Source organism: Nonomuraea sp. CA-218870, from assembly GCF_050936535.1.
GTDB lineage: Bacteria > Actinomycetota > Actinomycetes > Streptosporangiales > Streptosporangiaceae > Nonomuraea > Nonomuraea corallina.
In genome coordinates, this window is the sequence record NZ_JBNJMN010000001.1 from 3,691,803 (window position 1) to 3,707,365 (window position 15,563).

Sequence of the window (15,563 nt, forward strand, 5' to 3'; positions counted from 1 at the left end):
TCGCCGCGGAACCAGCGCCGCACCATGATCGCCTGCCGGAACGGGCTCAGGGCTCGGCTGTCTTTCGGGGTGCCACGCAGTCGGCGTTCGTCGTGCAGGAGTCGCGCGAGGTACTGAACGAGTGCGCGGGAGACGTCGAGCGTGGCACGATGTGCAATCACGTGGAGCCTTTCGGCCGGCTGAGATTCTTGTGGTGAGACCTCTTCTACCGGGGGCTCCACGTCTGTTTCTGGCCTTCGGCGACTCCTCCCGAAAGGCCCGGAACACCAGGAACGGCGTCCCAAAAATCCCGATCGCCCGAACTATTTCGCTGAGATCACCTCACTGTGAAGCGCGACGGCTCTTACGTCCGTCCACAGTTGCCTATTGAGCGGGTTGCAGTAGAGCGCGAGGCAGAGGTCACGGCTCGCATGCCGTCGCCCGACGAGCGCAAGGAGCTCCACATCCCGAAGGCGTGCCCGTACTGGTGGTCAAGCAGTCAGGCAAACGCAAGCGGGTCCAGCCGATCGGACATACTCATCTGGACGATAGAAAAGAGCTGCAGTTAGCCGACCGAAGCAAGTGGAGTGTTTGCACGTCCCAAACTGCCGACACACCTCGAGACGTGAACAGTATACCGCAGAACGATATCCGATGACTCAGGACCCACCAGCATCGAAATCTGCAGGATCGCTCATGGCCGTCGAGAAAAATATCTGGTACGGCAGCAGGGTAAATACGAAGAAGATAATTACCGTTGCTACTACAGCCCAAATAAGATGAATCGGGCGCGGCAGCCCGGCTCGCTCAAGACGCCTGATCCCGAAGGCGAACCACACAGGAATGATAAGCCCTACCAGAGTTGCGATACGTAGGGCCACACTATGTGCCGACACCATCTGAAACATCACGCCCAAATACGCAGGCCAGCCATACAGAATCAGCGGCCCAATACCCATCCCAACTATGCCTCCCCATCGCAGCCTGCGATTATCCACGTAGGCAACTATGCTTTGCGGCAAGCTGAGGTCTGGCCTACCCACCATATCAGCTACCAGGGCGTACACTCGCTGCGCCTCTACGAGCGCGCTCTCAAGCACCTGGCATCTCTGTCCTGCTACTTCCTTGGCCGCTTCTGCTTCTTCTAGATTGACCTTCAGACGATCAATTTCCTCTCTAATGTCCTCCTCGGCTCGAACGAGGGCTTTCCTGTCAACTTCGAAACGAACCAGTTCAGCCCGAGGAGCGGCCTCTATAGCTTTCTTCGTCCACGAACTCTCCAGCGCACGGGCTTCCCCTTTCACAAGTCCCATTTCGCCAACGAGGGCTTCTATCAAATCGACCATGTTCTGAATGCGTTCGTCGACTTCTACCCTCTGGGCTTCAGCAATTTCCGCTTGTGTCTCAATTTCCTCTACTTGCAAACGAGCGCGCTCCACCGCCCGGAATGCCTCAACCCTTGCGTTTTGAACCGCCTTTAATTCTTCTAGCTCTAGAGCTCTTCCTTGTTTCTCTGCCGCATGTGTAAGCAACTTCGTTACGAAACGCGAAGGGGGGATCCTCTCGCCATGCAAGTAGCGGCGAATCATCGTGGCATCTGTGCCAGATAGTCCAGCATAATTACGTATGGACTCTTCCGTCTGCGCGAAACGTTCCCTAAGATAGATCGCCAATCTTCGCACTTCTTCCGGAAGATCATCAGAAAGTGGCTTCAGTCGCGCAGGAGGCATACTTCACTCTGGCATGTGCTCACATGCACTGCTAGAGGCCATCTCACTTTTCATCCCAACTGCCCCGATAGGAACGGACTTAACGCGCATTTCACTCACAATGACACATATGTTCCTGGAGCCACACACCAGTCTTCCTCAAGACGCAAGCTTGCTTACTGTCTCGATCTTTCGGACGATGTATGCGTGGTCGCGACTCCCGCTCCTCAACCGACCGTCACAGTTACAGAGACTGCGGCAGTGACACCGCCAGCACCCGTAGTCCATGTCCAAGTTCCGGCTGAGCCATTCGACCTATGGAAGGACATCATTTTCAATGACTTCGGGGGAGCCTTTCTTGGTGTTCTCGGCGCAGCGACTGTTGCTTGGTGGCTAACACGCCGTGAACGGGAAGCCCGGCTAGATGAGAGAAGGCGAGATCAGGCAGCTCAACTCTCTACCGGTCTACGCAACCTCTGCCATGCGACAAGTGAGGCCAACCCCGAAGTCGTAGTGCCAGCGTTAGAGGTCGTAGCAGGCGCTGCGGCTCCCCTTCTTGCCCGTGTCAAGAAGACTCCACATGCCGATTTCCAGCACTGGCTCGCCGCCCAGCTAGCTCTGCTGCCAACGACATGGTTCGAGCAACTCCAGGCAACCAAGCGGCTAGAGACTCGGGTAAGAGCCAACAAGCGTAGAGAACTAGCAAGGCAGATCATCCGGCTGCAGGTTACCGTCGACCGATGGGGCGTCGATCCTAGGAACTGGCGCTCTACGACGACAGATGATGACCTTCCTCGCCTTGTGGGAGGCGGCCCTAGAAAGAGTCGTCGTCGTTGATCGTCCACACCCTTCAGATGGTGCTATCACGGACCACCCATCTGCGTGCTTGATCGTTCCCAATACCTTCCCGCAAGCCCCGGCTCGTTGCTCGGGGTGACGCCTACGCTCCTGGTCAGGGACATGAGGAGCGCTTCTCGCTTATCTGACTCCTAAGGCGGCAGCGTCAGGCCGTCCGCCGCGGAGCAAGAGGGGTGACCTGGTCAGGGCGGCCTAAGGCGATCCGCGTGAGGTTGCGCAGGGACGTGGAGCCGGGCCTGAAGTAGTCGCTGTGGCCGCCCTCGCCGGCCTCGAACAGGCGGGCGCCGAAGCCGGGGGCCATCGGGTCCCGGCCGAAGCCGAGGGGGCCCAGCCTGGTCTTGGGGACGAACCTCATCCAGTCGTTGGAGCCCAGCCCGGCCCACACCCGGGCGGTGGTGAACGTGGCGGAGCGGAACTCCAGGCCGGGGCTGGCGACGAGGGCGAGGTCGGAGACCGGCAGGCCGCCGGCGGCGGCCTTGGCGCAGACCACCGAGCCGTAGCTGTGGCACAGGAGCGCGATGGGGGCCGCGGTCCGGCGGCGGAGGTCGGTGACCGTGCGGCGGAGGGCTCGCGCTCCTTCGTCGGCCGCGGAGTCGGTCATCACGTCCAGGCTCCAGGTGGGCGGCGACTCGTAGCCCAGCCAGGCGACGACCGCCAGGCGGGTGCCGGGGGACTGGCCGGCCGCCTCGGTCAGGAGGGCGCGGGCCGAGCCGCCTGGGCGGTGGCTGCCGGTGTCGAAGGTGTCCACGGTGATGTCGGCGCCCGGCACGATGACCGCCACCCGGTCGGCCGTGGTCACGTCACCGTGGACCCGGACGAGCCGGCCGCTCGACTGGGCGGGTGGGACGAGCAGCGCCCCGAGGGCGAGCATGCCGAGGACTCCGTGCCTGAATCGCATGGTGTCGAAGCTACGGATCCGGCCCCGGTTTCCGCGTCACCGCACGGGCTGATCTTCCAGGTAGTACCGCAGGGGGATCACGACCACGACAGGATGACCGGCCGGCCCCCGGAACCCCTGGAGGGCAGGCACCCCCAGGACCTCCGCGGCCCCCCGTCCCAGCCTTCGCGATCGGCCCCGAAGTGATGCGAGGGAGAGACCGGGGCTGGAGGAGGGCGAGCGCACACTCGCCGACTCCCGCTGACCACCCGGCCGGCGTCGCTCCCGCCTCTGGGAGGAGGGCGCGGCTCAGCGGGTGTAGCGGTGTTTGGCTCCCGGCGGGAAGTACTCCGGGTCGCCTGTCTCGCGGAGCCGGATCACCGGCGCCTGGCGCGTCTGCGGCACGTAGTGCGCGAACTCGCTGTTGAGCCGCCGCAACTGGGCCAGGATCGACGCGCCGACCGCCTCCGCCGTGCCGTCCGACGGTTTCTCGCCGGGCGCCAGCTCCACCGTCACCGTCAGGTGCCGGTCGCGCCGCTCGTCCTCCGCCGCCTCCATCACGAACTTGCCGGTCACCAGCCCCGCCACCTCGGGCTGCTCCAGCCCCACGGAGATGTTCTCCGGGTACACGTTCGCCCCGTAGTAGGACACGGTGAACCGGCTCCGCCCGAAGACGTACGCGAAGGGCCGGGCGGGGCCGGGCGCCGACGGCTCCAGGCCGTGGTCGCGGGCGAAGGCCAGCATGCGCTCGTACGGGATCAGCCCGCCGTCGTCGGCGATGTGGTAGCGGATCAGCGGGATGCCGTTGTCGCCGGAGAACAGCAGGGTCCCGTCGTGCTCCTCGAAGAAGCGCACCTCGGGGTCGTACTGGACCAGCGTGGGCAGCCGCGACTCGCCGAACAGCTCCCGCGCGGCCGGCGGGCGTTCGGCCAGGAAGCGGCGGATCTCCACCGACAGCGGCGTCTCGTTGCCCAGCACCCCGGCGTCCGCGGTCCCGTACAGGGAGGCGATGCCGCGTACCGGATCGGTGATGCCCGCGCGGGACGCCACGAGCGTGCGCCACTCCTCGCTGAAGACCTCGCCGGCGGTGACCAGCTTGACGTTCCAGCGGGACCAGGGCAGTCCGGCGTCGATCACGTCCTTGAGGAAGGGCGGGTAGCCGAGCAGCACCACCTGGTCGAAGTGCGGCGCCAGCTCCGGCACCACCCGCAGGATCTCCCGCTTGTCGCTGCCGGGCGCCACGACCGTCACCGGGTAGCCGAGCTCGGCCAGCCGGCGGCAGCAGGCCAGCGTGAACAGCCCGCCCACCCAGGTGCCGAGCGCGAAGCAGACCACGGCGAGCGTGCGCCGCTCGCGGGCGGCGAAGGAGTCGCGGAACACCTCCTCGAAGCGGGCCGCGATGACGTGCTCGTCGGCGGCGGTCCGCGGCCAGAACGCGGGCTCCCCGGTCGACCCGGACGACACGGCGACGAGGTCGCCGATCACCCCGTGACGGCACAGGTCGGGCAGGGGGTGGCGTCGGGTGTACGTGTCCTTGCTCGTCATCGGCAAGCCCACGAAATCCTGAAATGTCTGGATCTGGGCGGGGTCGATGGCGTGCTCCGCCAGGAACGCCCGGTACGCGGGCACCGTCTTCACCACGTCGTGGAACAGCTTGACCAGGTCCATCAGTCGACTGTACGGCCGGGGCCGCCCCCCGTCACCCGCCCGTCACTCGCCCGGCCGCACCAGCCCGGTCTCGTAGGCGTACACGATCGCCTGGGCCCGGTCGCGCAGCCCCAGCTTCATCAGCATCCGCCCCACGTGGGTCTTGACCGTCTGCTCGGCCAGCACGAGCTTGCGCGCGATCTCCTGGTTGGACAGGGCCTGGGCGACGAGCGCGAGCACCTCGCTCTCGCGCTCGGTCAGCTCGCTCAGCCGGGCGGCCGCGGGAGCCGGGCGCGGCCCCAGCCGGGCGAACTCACGGATGAGCCGCCTGGTGACGCCGGGGGAGATCAGCGCGTCGCCGGCCGCGACCACCCGGACGGCCTCGGCGAGCTGGGCGGCCGAGGCGTCCTTGAGCAGGAACCCGCTGGCGCCGGCCCGCAGCGCCTCGTAGACGTAGTCGTCGAGGTCGAACGTGGTCAGGATGAGCACCTTGGACTCCGAGCCGGACGACAGCAGCCGCCGGGTGGCGTCCAGCCCGTCCATCACCGGCATCCGCACGTCCATCAGCACCACGTCGGGCGTCAGCTCGGCGGCCCGCTGGAGCGCTTCGCGCCCGTCGGCCGCCTCGCCCACGACCACGATGTCGGGCTGGGCGCTCAGGAACACGGTGAACCCCGTGCGCACCATGCCCTGGTCGTCGGCTATGAGAACCCGGATCACGAGGGACCCCGTCCGGTCGGCAGCACCGCGGTCACCTGAAAACCTCCTACGGGGACCGGCCCCGCCTCCAGCGTGCCGCCCAGCAGCGCCGCCCGCTCGCGCATGCCGACCAGCCCGTGGCCGGCGCCGGGCGAGCGGGCGGAGGAGGTGCCGGGGCCGTTGGTCACGTGGAGCCGCACGCCCTGCTCGTCGCGGCGGACGTCGATCATGACGGTCGCGCCCGGGGCGTGGCGCATGGCGTTGCTCAGCGACTCCTGCACGATGCGGTAGGCGGACATCCCCACCGTCTGGGGCACCCCCTCCACCGACTCGGGCAGCTTGACCAGCACGGACAGCCCGGCCGCCCGCGCGTTGGCGACGAGGTCGTCGACCTGGGCCAGGCCGGGCTGCGGGGCGGTGTCGGTGCGGCCGTCCTCGTCGCGCAGCACGCCGAGCACCTGCCGGAGCTGGGCGATCGCCTCCAGCGACAGGGCGCGGATGCCGGCGAGCCCCGCCTCCAGCTGGGCCGGGTCGCCCGCCGCCTTGAGCGGCACCGCCTCCGCCTGGATCGCGATCACCGACATGTGGTGGGCCACCACGTCGTGCAGCTCGCGGGCGATGCGCGCGCGCTCCTCCAGCACGGCCTGCGCCCCCATCGCCTCCTGGCTGCGCCGCTCCTCCAGGGCGAGCCGTTCGGTGGCGCCGCGGCGCAGCCGCACGTTGTGGCCGAGGAGCATGACGGCGCCCACCATGACCGACCCGAGCGGCACGCTGTTGGGGAAGGCGATCCACATCACCACCACGCTGATCACCCAGGCCGCGCCGGTGATCCGCCGGTCGCAGCGCACCGCCACGGAGTAGGCGACGAGCAGGTAAGAGATCACTATCTCCGCGGTGTAGGGGTTGTCCTCGTAGGCGACGCCCAGCGCGAACGAGACCCAGAGCCCGGCCGGGAGCAGCGCCAGCGAGGCGCGCCAGGCCGCCAGCGGCCTCCGGTCGCGCAGCACCAGCGGGATCGCGACGCCCAGCGCGGCCACGTAGGCGAGGGCCGGCCGCCCGTCGCGCTGGATGACCCGGTCGTAGGTGGTCAGGAACAGGATGAGGGCCAGCAGGACGTCGACCACCTGGACGAGGTCGAGTCTGCGGAACGGCAGCAGCCCCAGCCAGCGCGGCATGGGCAGGGCCCGCCGGCCCGACGGGGGCGCGGGCTGGTCGGCCGCACCCTGGTAGAGCGCCAGGAGGATGGGGCGCAGCACTGCCGAGAACACCCCCAAAGCCTACGAGCACGCCGCTCGCCACGCGTCGGACCAAGGGCTGATCCGGTCTCACTCCCAGGTATGACTTACATGATTACGCTCGCTCTGAGCGAACATCGGAAAGCTTGGGAACATTAAGCCGCTCCGATGAATTGAGTCGATATAACTCAACCCTATGGAGTTCGCATGAGTGAGAGCTTGATCCTGCCGGTGCTGCCGCTGGACGACGCCGTCGTACTGCCCGGCATGGTGGTTCCGCTGGACCTGTCCGACTCCGAGGTGCGCGCCGCCATCGACGCTGCCCGGGCATCCGGTGGCAACAAGCCGCAGGTGCTTCTCGTTCCCCGCGTCGACGGCCGCTACGGCGCCGTGGGCGTGCGGGCCGTCGTCGAGCAGGTCGGGCGGCTGCCAGGCGGCGAGCCCGCCGCCGTGGTCCGCGGCGTCGACCGGGTGCGCGTGGGCGCGGGCACCACCGGCCCCGGCGCCGCGCTGTGGGTGGAGGCCGTGACCGTCGACGCGGTCGCCGCCCACGAGCGCGCCCACGAGCTGGCCAAGGAGTACAAGGCCCTGGCCACCACGATCCTGCAGAAGCGCGGCGCCTGGCAGGTGGTCGACCAGGTCAACCAGATCGACGACCCCGCCGTGCTGGCCGACAGCTCCGGCTACACGCCGTGGCTGTCCACCTCCCAGAAGGTCGAGCTGCTGGAGTCCCCCGACCCCGCCGACCGGTTGGGCAAGCTGATCGAGTGGTCCCGCGAGCACCTGGCCGAGCTGGACGTCGCCGAGACGATCCGCAAGGACGTCCAGGAGGGCATGGAGAAGCAGCAGCGCGAGTTCCTGCTGCGCCAGCAGCTCGCCGCCATCCGCAAGGAGCTGAAGGAGCTCGACGGCGGCTCGGCCGAGACCGAGGAGGAGGACTACCGCGCCCGCGTCGAGGCGGCCGACCTGCCCGAGAAGGTGCGCGAGGCCGCGCTCAAGGAGGTCGACAAGCTGGAGCGGACCTCCGAGCAGTCCCCCGAGGGCGGCTGGATCCGCACGTGGCTCGACACGGTCCTCGACATGCCGTGGAACGTGCGTACCGACGACAACTACGACATCGCCGGTGCCCGCGAGGTGCTGGACGCCGACCACACGGGCCTGTCCGACGTGAAGGACCGCATCATCGAGCACCTGGCCGTACGCAAGCGCCGGCAGGAGAAGGGGCTCGGCGTGGTGGGCGGCCGCCGCGGCGGCGCCGTGCTCGCCCTGGCCGGCCCTCCCGGTGTCGGCAAGACCTCGCTCGGCGAGTCCGTCGCCCGTGCCATGGGCCGCGAGTTCGTCCGCGTCGCCCTCGGCGGCGTACGCGACGAGGCGGAGATCCGCGGCCACCGGCGCACCTACGTGGGCGCGCTGCCCGGCCGGATCGTCCGCGCTATCCGCGAGGCCGGTTCGATGAACCCGGTCGTGCTGCTCGACGAGGTCGACAAGGTCGGCGCCGACTACCGCGGCGACCCGACGGCCGCGCTGCTGGAGGTGCTCGACCCGGCGCAGAACCACACCTTCCGCGACCACTACCTGGAGGTCGAGCTCGACCTGAGCGACGTGCTCTTCCTGGCCACGGCCAACGTCCTGGAGGCCATCCCCGGCCCGCTGCTGGACCGGATGGAGGTCGTCACGCTCGACGGCTACACCGAGGACGAGAAGGTCGCCATCGCCCGCGACCACCTGCTGCCCCGGCAGCTCGGGCTGGCCGGCCTGACGGCCGAGGAGGTCGCCGTCGAGGACGCGGCGCTGCGCCGGCTGGCCACCGAGTACACCCGCGAGGCCGGCGTCCGCTCGCTGGAGCGGTCGGTCGCCCGCGTCCTGCGCAAGATCGCGGCCGGTGACGAGCTCCCGGTCACGGTCGGCGCCGACGACCTGACGGCCTACCTGGGCAGGCCCAGGTTCGTGCCGGAGTCGTCGCTGCCGGAGAACGCCCAGCGCACCTCGGTGCCCGGCGTGGCCACCGGCCTGGCGGTCACCGGGGCCGGCGGCGACGTGCTGTACGTGGAGGCGTCGCTGGCCGACCCGGAGACCGGTGAGACCGGCCTGACCCTGACCGGCCAGCTCGGCGACGTGATGAAGGAGTCGGCCAGGATCGCCCTGTCCTACCTCCGCTCCCACGGCGCGGAGCTGGAGCTGCCGGTCACCGCGCTGAAGGACCGCTCGGTGCACGTCCACTTCCCGGCGGGCGCCGTGCCCAAGGACGGCCCCTCGGCGGGCGTGACGCTGACGACCGCGCTGGCCTCGCTGCTGTCGGGCCGCCAGGTCCGCGGCGACGTGGCGATGACCGGCGAGATCTCGCTCACCGGCCGGGTGCTGCCGATCGGCGGCGTCAAGCAGAAGCTGCTGGCGGCGCACCGGGCGGGCATCTCCACGGTGCTCATCCCGGCCCGCAACGAGCCGGACCTGGACGACGTGCCCCAGGAGGTCCGCGACGAGCTGACCATCCACTCGGTCAGCGACGTGCGCGAGGTCCTGGACCTCGCGCTCACCCCGGCCCAGGTGGCGGACGGCGTCGCCGCCTGATCCGCCCCGAGACGCCCTGCCGCCCCAAGACGCCCCGCCGCACCGGGAAGCCCCGCTGCGGCGGGGCGTCCCGCGTGTACGGCGGTGTTCCGTACGGGCGACTACGGCAGTGAGGCGGCGAACTTCAGCACCCGCTCGTTCACCTCGGCGGCGAACTGACCGGCGATCGAGTGGGTCGCCTCCGGCCACAGTTCGGCCCGCACCCCGGGGATGAGCCGCTCCGCCCGCCGCACCGCCTCGCCGGGGTCGTGGATGACGCTGCGCCCGGCGACGACGACCAGGGCCGGGACCGTGATCGAGCGCAGCTGCTCGTCGGTGAAGCGGGTGGGTGGCGGGAGCGCGGGCCGGTAGTCGCGCATCGTCGCGGAGATGAGCCGGGCCACCGGGTCGTCCGCGGAGATGTCGGCGCCGGTGCCGTCGATCCACGCCATGAAGCGCGGCCTCGCCCAGCGCGAGACGAACGGCAGCATGACCGGGATCGTCCGCAGGATCAGGCCGAGAGGCATCGGCGCGAGCGCCCCCGCCGGGTCGAGCAGGGTGATCGAGGCCACGTGGCGTGGATCCCGTACGGCCTGGTTGCACGCCAGCCAGCCGCCCATCGACATGCCCACCAGGTGCGCCGTGCCGAGGCCGAGCCCGGCGAGTGCCGCCGACAGCCAGGCGGCCTGGTCGGCGGCGTCCCTGATCGGCGCGGTCTGCTCGCTCCGCCCGCCCTCGCCGAGAAGGTCGAGCGCGTACACGGGGCGCGCGGCGGCCAGGCCGGGAAGGTTGGGCAGCCACATGACGCTCGTCGCCGACTTGCCGTGCAGCAGCACCAGCGGCGTGCCGCCGGACGGGCCGAACCGGTAGGCGCGCACCCGCCCGAACGGCGTCGGCACGTCACGCGTCTCGGCCGGCGACGGCAGCGCCGCCATCGCCTCGTCGTAGGTCCGCTCGTACTCCGCTCGCGCCTCCGGCGTGACGAAGCGACCGATCTTCGGCATCGCACCCCTCCTTTGCCATACGATCATATGGCGAAAACTTGGAGGGCGGGCACATGCCGAAGAAGGTCGACCACGAACAGCGGCGGACGCGGATCGCCGAGGCGCTGTGGGGCATCGCGGCCTCGCGCGGCCTGGAGGCGGTCAGCATGCGGGAGGTCGCGACGGCGGCGGGCATGTCCATCGGGCTCGTCCAGCACTACTTCGCGAGCAAGGACGAGATGCTCCTGTACGCGACGGTCCTGCTGCGTGACCGGCTGTCGGAGCGCCTGCGGCGCGGCCTGGCCGGGATGGGGTCCGCCGCGCCCCGCGAGGTGCTGCGAGCCCTGCTCGTGACGCTGCTGCCGCTGGACGCCGAGGCCCGGACGGAGACGCTGGTGGGCGTCGCGGTCTTCATCCGCGCGCTCAACGACGAGACCCTCGCCGCGCGCTACCGGGAGGGCCAGGCCCAGCTCGCCGCCGTCGTGGCGGGGTGCCTGGAAGGACTCGCCGCCGACCCGGGCGCGGCGGCGGACGCCCTGCTGGCGTTGGTCGACGGGCTGGCCTCAGGCCTGCTCCTCGGTCATCACGCCCCGGAACGGGCCATAAGCATCCTTGATCAGCAGATATCCAGAATGACCGAATCATCCGTACGTTTGACCGAATGATTCGGGCATGCTTCCATGACTCCCTGCTGTACGGGACCCCTGAGCTGGAGCCGGACGACAAGGCCGTGCTGGCGGAGATCGAAGACATGCGCCGCGACCTCAAATACCGGCTGGCCGAGACCCACCGCTGGGACGGCCAGCTGCGCAGGCAGCTTCAGGCACGGGCCATCCAGGGCTCCAACTCGATCGAGGGCTATCACGCCGGCGTCGAGGACATCGAGTCCATCATGTCCGGTGAGGAGCCGCTGGAGACACCAGGCCAGGTGGCGCGGGAGATCGCGGGTTATCAGCAGGCGCTCACCCACATCACCTGGCTCAACGCTGGGACCTCGACGGGCCCAGCTACGTCCGGGCCGCCATGGCGCACTTCAACCTCGTGGCCATCCACCCCTGGCGTGACGGCAACGGCAGGATGTCACGAGCCCTGCGGACCCTGGTGCTCGGTCGCGACCAGATCCTCACCCCCGAGTTCTCCTCCATCGCGGAGTGGCTCGGCACAGGTGAGAACACCACCGATTACCACCGCGCGCTCCGGGGAGTGCAGCACGGATCGTGGAAGCCGCACGGCGACACCGTTTCCTGGGTCCGGTTCTGTCTGCGCGCACACCACCTGCAGGCCCAGCGGGTGCGGCAGCGGCTGGCCCAGGCCGGGGAGGTCTGGACGCTGCTCGAAGAGCGGGTCGACGCCGACGGGCTCAACACCCGGTCCGTGTCCGCCCTCTACGAGGTGTTCGTCAACCGCAGGCTGCGCCGCAGCCGCTACCAGGCCGACGAAGGGCTCAGCCAGGGCCAGGCGGCCCGCGACCTGCGAGAGCTGGCCGCCAAGGGCTGGCTCCAGCCGTACGGGGAGACCAAGGGGCGCTTCTACGCGCCGGGGCCGCTCATGCGGCAGATCAAGGCGGACTTCGCGGGGCGGGCCGAGCCGTTGCGCGACCCGTACAGGGTGAGCGAGGTCACCGTCTGAGCCGGGAATAGCCGCCGCGACGCGCGTCGTTGGCATGAGCATGACCGAGGGACCCGCGCACCACCGATCCGGCAGGTGTTGTCGTCCGAGCACGGGGCGGACGACCGCCCGCCAGGCCCGCTGACCGCCGTCTCCCTCGAAGGTCCCCCTATGATCACGCCCCATTTCGTGCTGCGCAGGCTGAGTCACCTGCCGTTCCACCCCGGCTCCCGATAGGACGACCGGCTCCCGTACCTGATCGTTCCAAGCCCGGCGGCGGCGTGCCGCCTCTCAGCCATGGGGAAGAGTCGTGATCGAGGTTTCCGGCCTGCGCAAGGCGTACGGCCGCACCGTCGCTCTGGACGGCGTCGACCTGAGCGTGCGCGAAGGCGAGGTCTACGGGGTGGTCGGGCGCAGCGGCGCCGGCAAGAGCACGCTGCTGCGCTGCGTCAACCTGCTGGAGCGGCCCGACTCGGGCACGGTGCGGGTGGCCGGCCAGGAGCTGACGGGGCTGCGCGGCCGTGACCTCAACCTCGCCCGGCGCCGCATCGGCATGATCCACCAGCATTTCGCGCTGCTCTCCTCGCGCACCGTCGCGGGCAACGTGGCCTTCCCGCTGGAGGTCATGGGCGTGCCCAGGGCGGAGCGCAGGCGCCGCGTCGGCGAACTGCTGGAGCTGGTGGGGCTGGCCGGGCGCGAACGCGACCACCCGCACCAGCTCTCCGGCGGGCAGAAGCAGCGCGTCGGCATCGCCAGGGCGCTCGCCGGCAGCCCGGCCGTCCTGCTGTCGGACGAGGCCACCTCGGCGCTCGACCCCGCCACCACCCAGTCGATCCTGGACCTGCTCAGGCGGCTCAACGCCGAGCTGGGCCTGACGATCCTGCTCATCACGCACGAGATGGACGTGATCAAGAACGTCTGCGACTCGGCCGCCATCATGTCCGGTGGGCGGGTCGAGGAGGCGGGGCCCATCGCCGAGCTGATCAGGACCCCCGGCTCGCGCCTCACCCGGGAGATCTTCCCGCTGCCCGGCGACCCGCCGGCCGGCTCGGTGACGCTCACCTTCACCGGCGACCCGCAGCGGCCGCTGGTGTCGGAGGTGGTGCGCAAGTTCGACGTGGACGTGAGCATCCTGGGCGGCGCGATCGAGGAGATCGCCGGCGGCGCGGCCGGCCGGCTGCGGATCGCGCTCACCGGGGACGAGGCCCCGGCCGCGCTGGACTACCTGCGCGCCCGCGGGCTGCTGGTGGAGGTGTCATGACCTGGGAGGAGATGGCGCCGCTGCTGGCGGAGGCCACGGTGGAGACCGGCATCATGGTCGGCTGGTCGGCGCTGCTGACCGTGCTGCTCGGGCTGCCGCTGGGCGTGGCGCTGGTGGTGTTCGACCGGGGCGGGCTGCGTCCGCTGCCCGCGGTCAAGTCCGTGCTCGGGCTGGTCGTCAACGTCGGCCGGTCGCTGCCGTTCATCGTGCTGATGATCGCGATCATCCCGTTCACCCGGCTGGTCGTCGGCACCACGATCGGGACCGCCGCCGTGGTGGTGCCCCTGACCGTCGGCGCCGTGCCGTTCTTCGCCCGGCTGGTGGAGACGGCGCTGCGCGAGGTGGACCGCGACGTGATCCAGGCCGCGCGGGCGATGGGGGCGGGCCGCGCCACCGTCGTGGTCAAGGTGCTGCTGCCCGAGGCGCTGCCGGGGATCGTCGCCGGGGTGACCGTGACGGTGGTCGCGCTCATCGGCTACACGGCCATGGCCGGGACCATCGGCGGGGGCGGGCTCGGGGACCTGGCCATCCGGTACGGCTACCAGCGGTTCGAGACCGGCGTGATGGTGGCGACCGTCGTGCTGCTGATCGTGATCGTGCAAGTCATGCAGAGCCTGGGCGACTACGCCGCCCGGCGTCTATCACACAAATAAAGGAAGATCATGAAATTTCGTCGCATAGTGGGTGTTGCCGCGCTGGCCCTGTCGCTCGCCGCATGCGGTACGTCGCAGTCCGCTACCAGCGAGCCCGACGGCGCTCTCAAGATCGGCGTCAGCCCGGTGCCGCACGGGGAGATCGTCAAGTACGTCAACGAGAACCTCGCCGAGGCCGCCGGCCTGGACCTGGAGATCGTCGAGTTCACCGACTACGTGCAGCCCAACGTCCAGCTGAGCGAGGGCAAGCTGGACGCCAACTTCTTCCAGCACCGCCCGTACCTGGACGACTTCAACTCCTCCAAGGGCACCGACCTGGCCTTCGTCGCCCCGGTCCACCTGGAGCCGCTCGGCCTGTACTCCAAGAAGGCGACCGAGCTCGGCGGGCTGCCCGACGGCGGCACCGTGGCCGTGCCTAACGACGCCACCAACCTGGGCCGCGCGCTCAAGCTGCTCGCCGACAACGGCGTGATCACCCTCAAGGAGGGCGCCGGCACCGCCGCCACCGAGCGCGACGTCACCGGCAACCCGAAGAACCTGCGGTTCGAGTCGCTGGAGGCCGCCCAGCTGCCGCGCTCGCTGGACGACGTGGACGCGGCCGTGATCAACGGCAACTACGCGATCGAGGCCGGGCTCAAGCCCGCGTCCGAGGCGCTGGTGCTGGAGAAGACCGAGGCGAATCCGTACGTGAACGGCCTGGTCGTGGCCGCCGGCAAGGAGCAGGACCCGGACGTCGTCACCCTGGCCAAGCTGCTGCGGGACCAGAAGGTGAAGGACTTCATCGCGCAGAAGTACGCGGGCTCGGTGATCGCCGCCGGATAAGTCTGGATAAGGCAGGGTTAAAGCGGGTTGCAAGCAACGGGCAATCGGTTCCGCTTATCAATAGTCCGACAGCAGAACCAACCTCTTCCCGAGGAGCCCTCAAGTGCGATTCGCAACCCGACTCCTGATCGGCGTGGCCGCCGCCGCCGCAGTCACCGTCGCCGCCCCCGTGGCCGCGGGCGCGACGACGACCGGCGCCGCGACCTCGTCCGGCACCTACTCCGACAGCTGGGGCCCGTACCACTCCAGCGACCACAAGGCCAAGGCCAAGGGCCACGTGGAGGTCGAGAAGAAGACCTACAAGCACTGGCACTGGAAGACCGTCATCGTCCCGAAGAAGGTCTGCAAGTGGCACGACGGCGAGAAGAAGTGCTGGTGGGTGAAGAAGGAAGTCAAGAAGCGCGTCTGGGAGTGGAAGCACGTCTTCCGGTTCGACGTGCACGGCAAGCTCTACAACGACAAGTGGTGGGGCAAGAACAAGTGCGCGTGGACGACCTTCAAGGTCGTCACCACCGACGGCGACACCTCCTACGAGCGCTTCAAGAACTGCTGGAAGCACCCCAAGCACTTCTCGTTCTCCGGTGAGAACGCCGCTCACATCTACGTGAACGTGAGCCGCGGCAACCACTGGAACCCGAACGGCTGGCACTCCGGCTGGCAGGACGTCTACCACGCCGTCTGATCC

The 15,563-nt window shown here is 69.2% G+C and carries 13 protein-coding genes; 7 read left to right on the forward strand and 6 right to left on the reverse strand.

Annotated features, from left to right (window positions below; all coding sequences use genetic code 11):
• Positions 1 to 638: 638 nt before the first annotated feature.
• From ACQEUU_RS17865 to ACQEUU_RS17885, 5 genes are all read right to left on the reverse strand, one after another.
• On the reverse strand, positions 639 to 1,652 hold the full coding sequence (locus ACQEUU_RS17865) for a hypothetical protein (protein WP_433067219.1): 1,014 nt from the start codon (positions 1,650 to 1,652) through the stop codon (positions 639 to 641).
• 1,039 nt (positions 1,653 to 2,691) lie between these two features.
• Positions 2,692 to 3,444, reverse strand: a complete 753-nt coding sequence (locus ACQEUU_RS17870; RefSeq protein ID WP_433067220.1) for an alpha/beta hydrolase — start codon at positions 3,442 to 3,444, stop codon at positions 2,692 to 2,694.
• Between the two features lie 288 nt (positions 3,445 to 3,732).
• Entirely contained in the window at positions 3,733 to 5,091 is a 1,359-nt protein-coding gene (locus ACQEUU_RS17875) for a phenylacetate--CoA ligase family protein (RefSeq protein WP_433067222.1), read from the reverse strand.
• A 42-nt stretch (positions 5,092 to 5,133) separates the two neighbouring features.
• On the reverse strand, positions 5,134 to 5,790 hold the full coding sequence (locus ACQEUU_RS17880) for a response regulator (RefSeq protein WP_433067224.1): 657 nt from the start codon (positions 5,788 to 5,790) through the stop codon (positions 5,134 to 5,136).
• Positions 5,787 to 7,037, reverse strand: coding sequence for a sensor histidine kinase (locus tag ACQEUU_RS17885; RefSeq protein WP_433067226.1), 1,251 nt, complete (start codon positions 7,035 to 7,037; stop codon positions 5,787 to 5,789). The genes ACQEUU_RS17880 and ACQEUU_RS17885 overlap by 4 nt, the downstream gene beginning before the upstream one ends.
• A gap of 174 nt (positions 7,038 to 7,211) precedes the next feature.
• Here ACQEUU_RS17885 and lon point away from each other — a divergent pair, with 174 nt between their 5' ends.
• On the forward strand, positions 7,212 to 9,572 hold the full coding sequence (gene lon / locus ACQEUU_RS17890) for an endopeptidase La (protein WP_433067228.1): 2,361 nt from the start codon (positions 7,212 to 7,214) through the stop codon (positions 9,570 to 9,572).
• A 101-nt stretch (positions 9,573 to 9,673) separates the two neighbouring features.
• On the opposite strand, the gene ACQEUU_RS17895 is transcribed toward lon, so the two are convergent.
• Positions 9,674 to 10,555 (reverse strand): alpha/beta fold hydrolase, encoded by an 882-nt coding sequence (locus ACQEUU_RS17895; protein ID WP_433067230.1) that lies wholly within the window; start codon positions 10,553 to 10,555, stop codon positions 9,674 to 9,676.
• Positions 10,556 to 10,608: 53 nt separating this feature from the next.
• Here ACQEUU_RS17895 and ACQEUU_RS17900 point away from each other — a divergent pair, with 53 nt between their 5' ends.
• From ACQEUU_RS17900 to ACQEUU_RS17925, 6 genes are all read left to right on the forward strand, one after another.
• The gene (locus ACQEUU_RS17900; protein ID WP_433067232.1) at positions 10,609 to 11,199 is read left to right on the forward strand and encodes a TetR/AcrR family transcriptional regulator; all 591 of its coding nucleotides are present in this window, start codon (positions 10,609 to 10,611) and stop codon (positions 11,197 to 11,199) included.
• Positions 11,200 to 11,557: 358 nt separating this feature from the next.
• Complete coding sequence (locus ACQEUU_RS17905; protein ID WP_433067234.1) at positions 11,558 to 12,163, forward strand: Fic family protein; 606 nt, start codon at positions 11,558 to 11,560, stop codon at positions 12,161 to 12,163.
• A 289-nt stretch (positions 12,164 to 12,452) separates the two neighbouring features.
• A complete protein-coding gene (locus tag ACQEUU_RS17910) occupies positions 12,453 to 13,403 on the forward strand; it encodes a methionine ABC transporter ATP-binding protein (protein WP_433067236.1) in 951 nt (316 codons plus the stop codon).
• Entirely contained in the window at positions 13,400 to 14,056 is a 657-nt protein-coding gene (locus ACQEUU_RS17915; RefSeq protein ID WP_433067239.1) for a methionine ABC transporter permease, read from the forward strand. Before ACQEUU_RS17910 ends, ACQEUU_RS17915 begins: the two co-directional genes overlap by 4 nt.
• A 9-nt stretch (positions 14,057 to 14,065) precedes the next feature.
• On the forward strand, positions 14,066 to 14,878 hold the full coding sequence (locus ACQEUU_RS17920; RefSeq protein ID WP_433067242.1) for a MetQ/NlpA family ABC transporter substrate-binding protein: 813 nt from the start codon (positions 14,066 to 14,068) through the stop codon (positions 14,876 to 14,878).
• A gap of 103 nt (positions 14,879 to 14,981) precedes the next feature.
• Positions 14,982 to 15,560: a hypothetical protein gene (locus ACQEUU_RS17925; protein ID WP_433067245.1), complete on the forward strand. Its 579-nt coding sequence runs from the start codon at positions 14,982 to 14,984 to the stop codon at positions 15,558 to 15,560.
• Positions 15,561 to 15,563: the final 3 nt, after the last annotated feature.

Excerpts from the sequence above, each read along its gene's own strand:
- ACQEUU_RS17870 (WP_433067220.1), bottom strand. The coding sequence starts at position 3,444 with ATGCGATTCAGGCACGGAGTCCTCGGCATGCTCGCCCTCGGGGCGCTG.
- ACQEUU_RS17875 (WP_433067222.1), bottom strand. The coding sequence starts at position 5,091 with ATGGACCTGGTCAAGCTGTTCCACGACGTGGTGAAGACGGTGCCCGCG.
- lon (WP_433067228.1), top strand. The coding sequence starts at position 7,212 with ATGAGTGAGAGCTTGATCCTGCCGGTGCTGCCGCTGGACGACGCCGTC.
- ACQEUU_RS17895 (WP_433067230.1), bottom strand. The coding sequence starts at position 10,555 with ATGCCGAAGATCGGTCGCTTCGTCACGCCGGAGGCGCGAGCGGAGTAC.
- ACQEUU_RS17900 (WP_433067232.1), top strand. The coding sequence starts at position 10,609 with ATGCCGAAGAAGGTCGACCACGAACAGCGGCGGACGCGGATCGCCGAG.
- ACQEUU_RS17905 (WP_433067234.1), top strand. The coding sequence starts at position 11,558 with ATGGCGCACTTCAACCTCGTGGCCATCCACCCCTGGCGTGACGGCAAC.
- ACQEUU_RS17915 (WP_433067239.1), top strand. The coding sequence starts at position 13,400 with ATGACCTGGGAGGAGATGGCGCCGCTGCTGGCGGAGGCCACGGTGGAG.
- ACQEUU_RS17920 (WP_433067242.1), top strand. The coding sequence starts at position 14,066 with ATGAAATTTCGTCGCATAGTGGGTGTTGCCGCGCTGGCCCTGTCGCTC.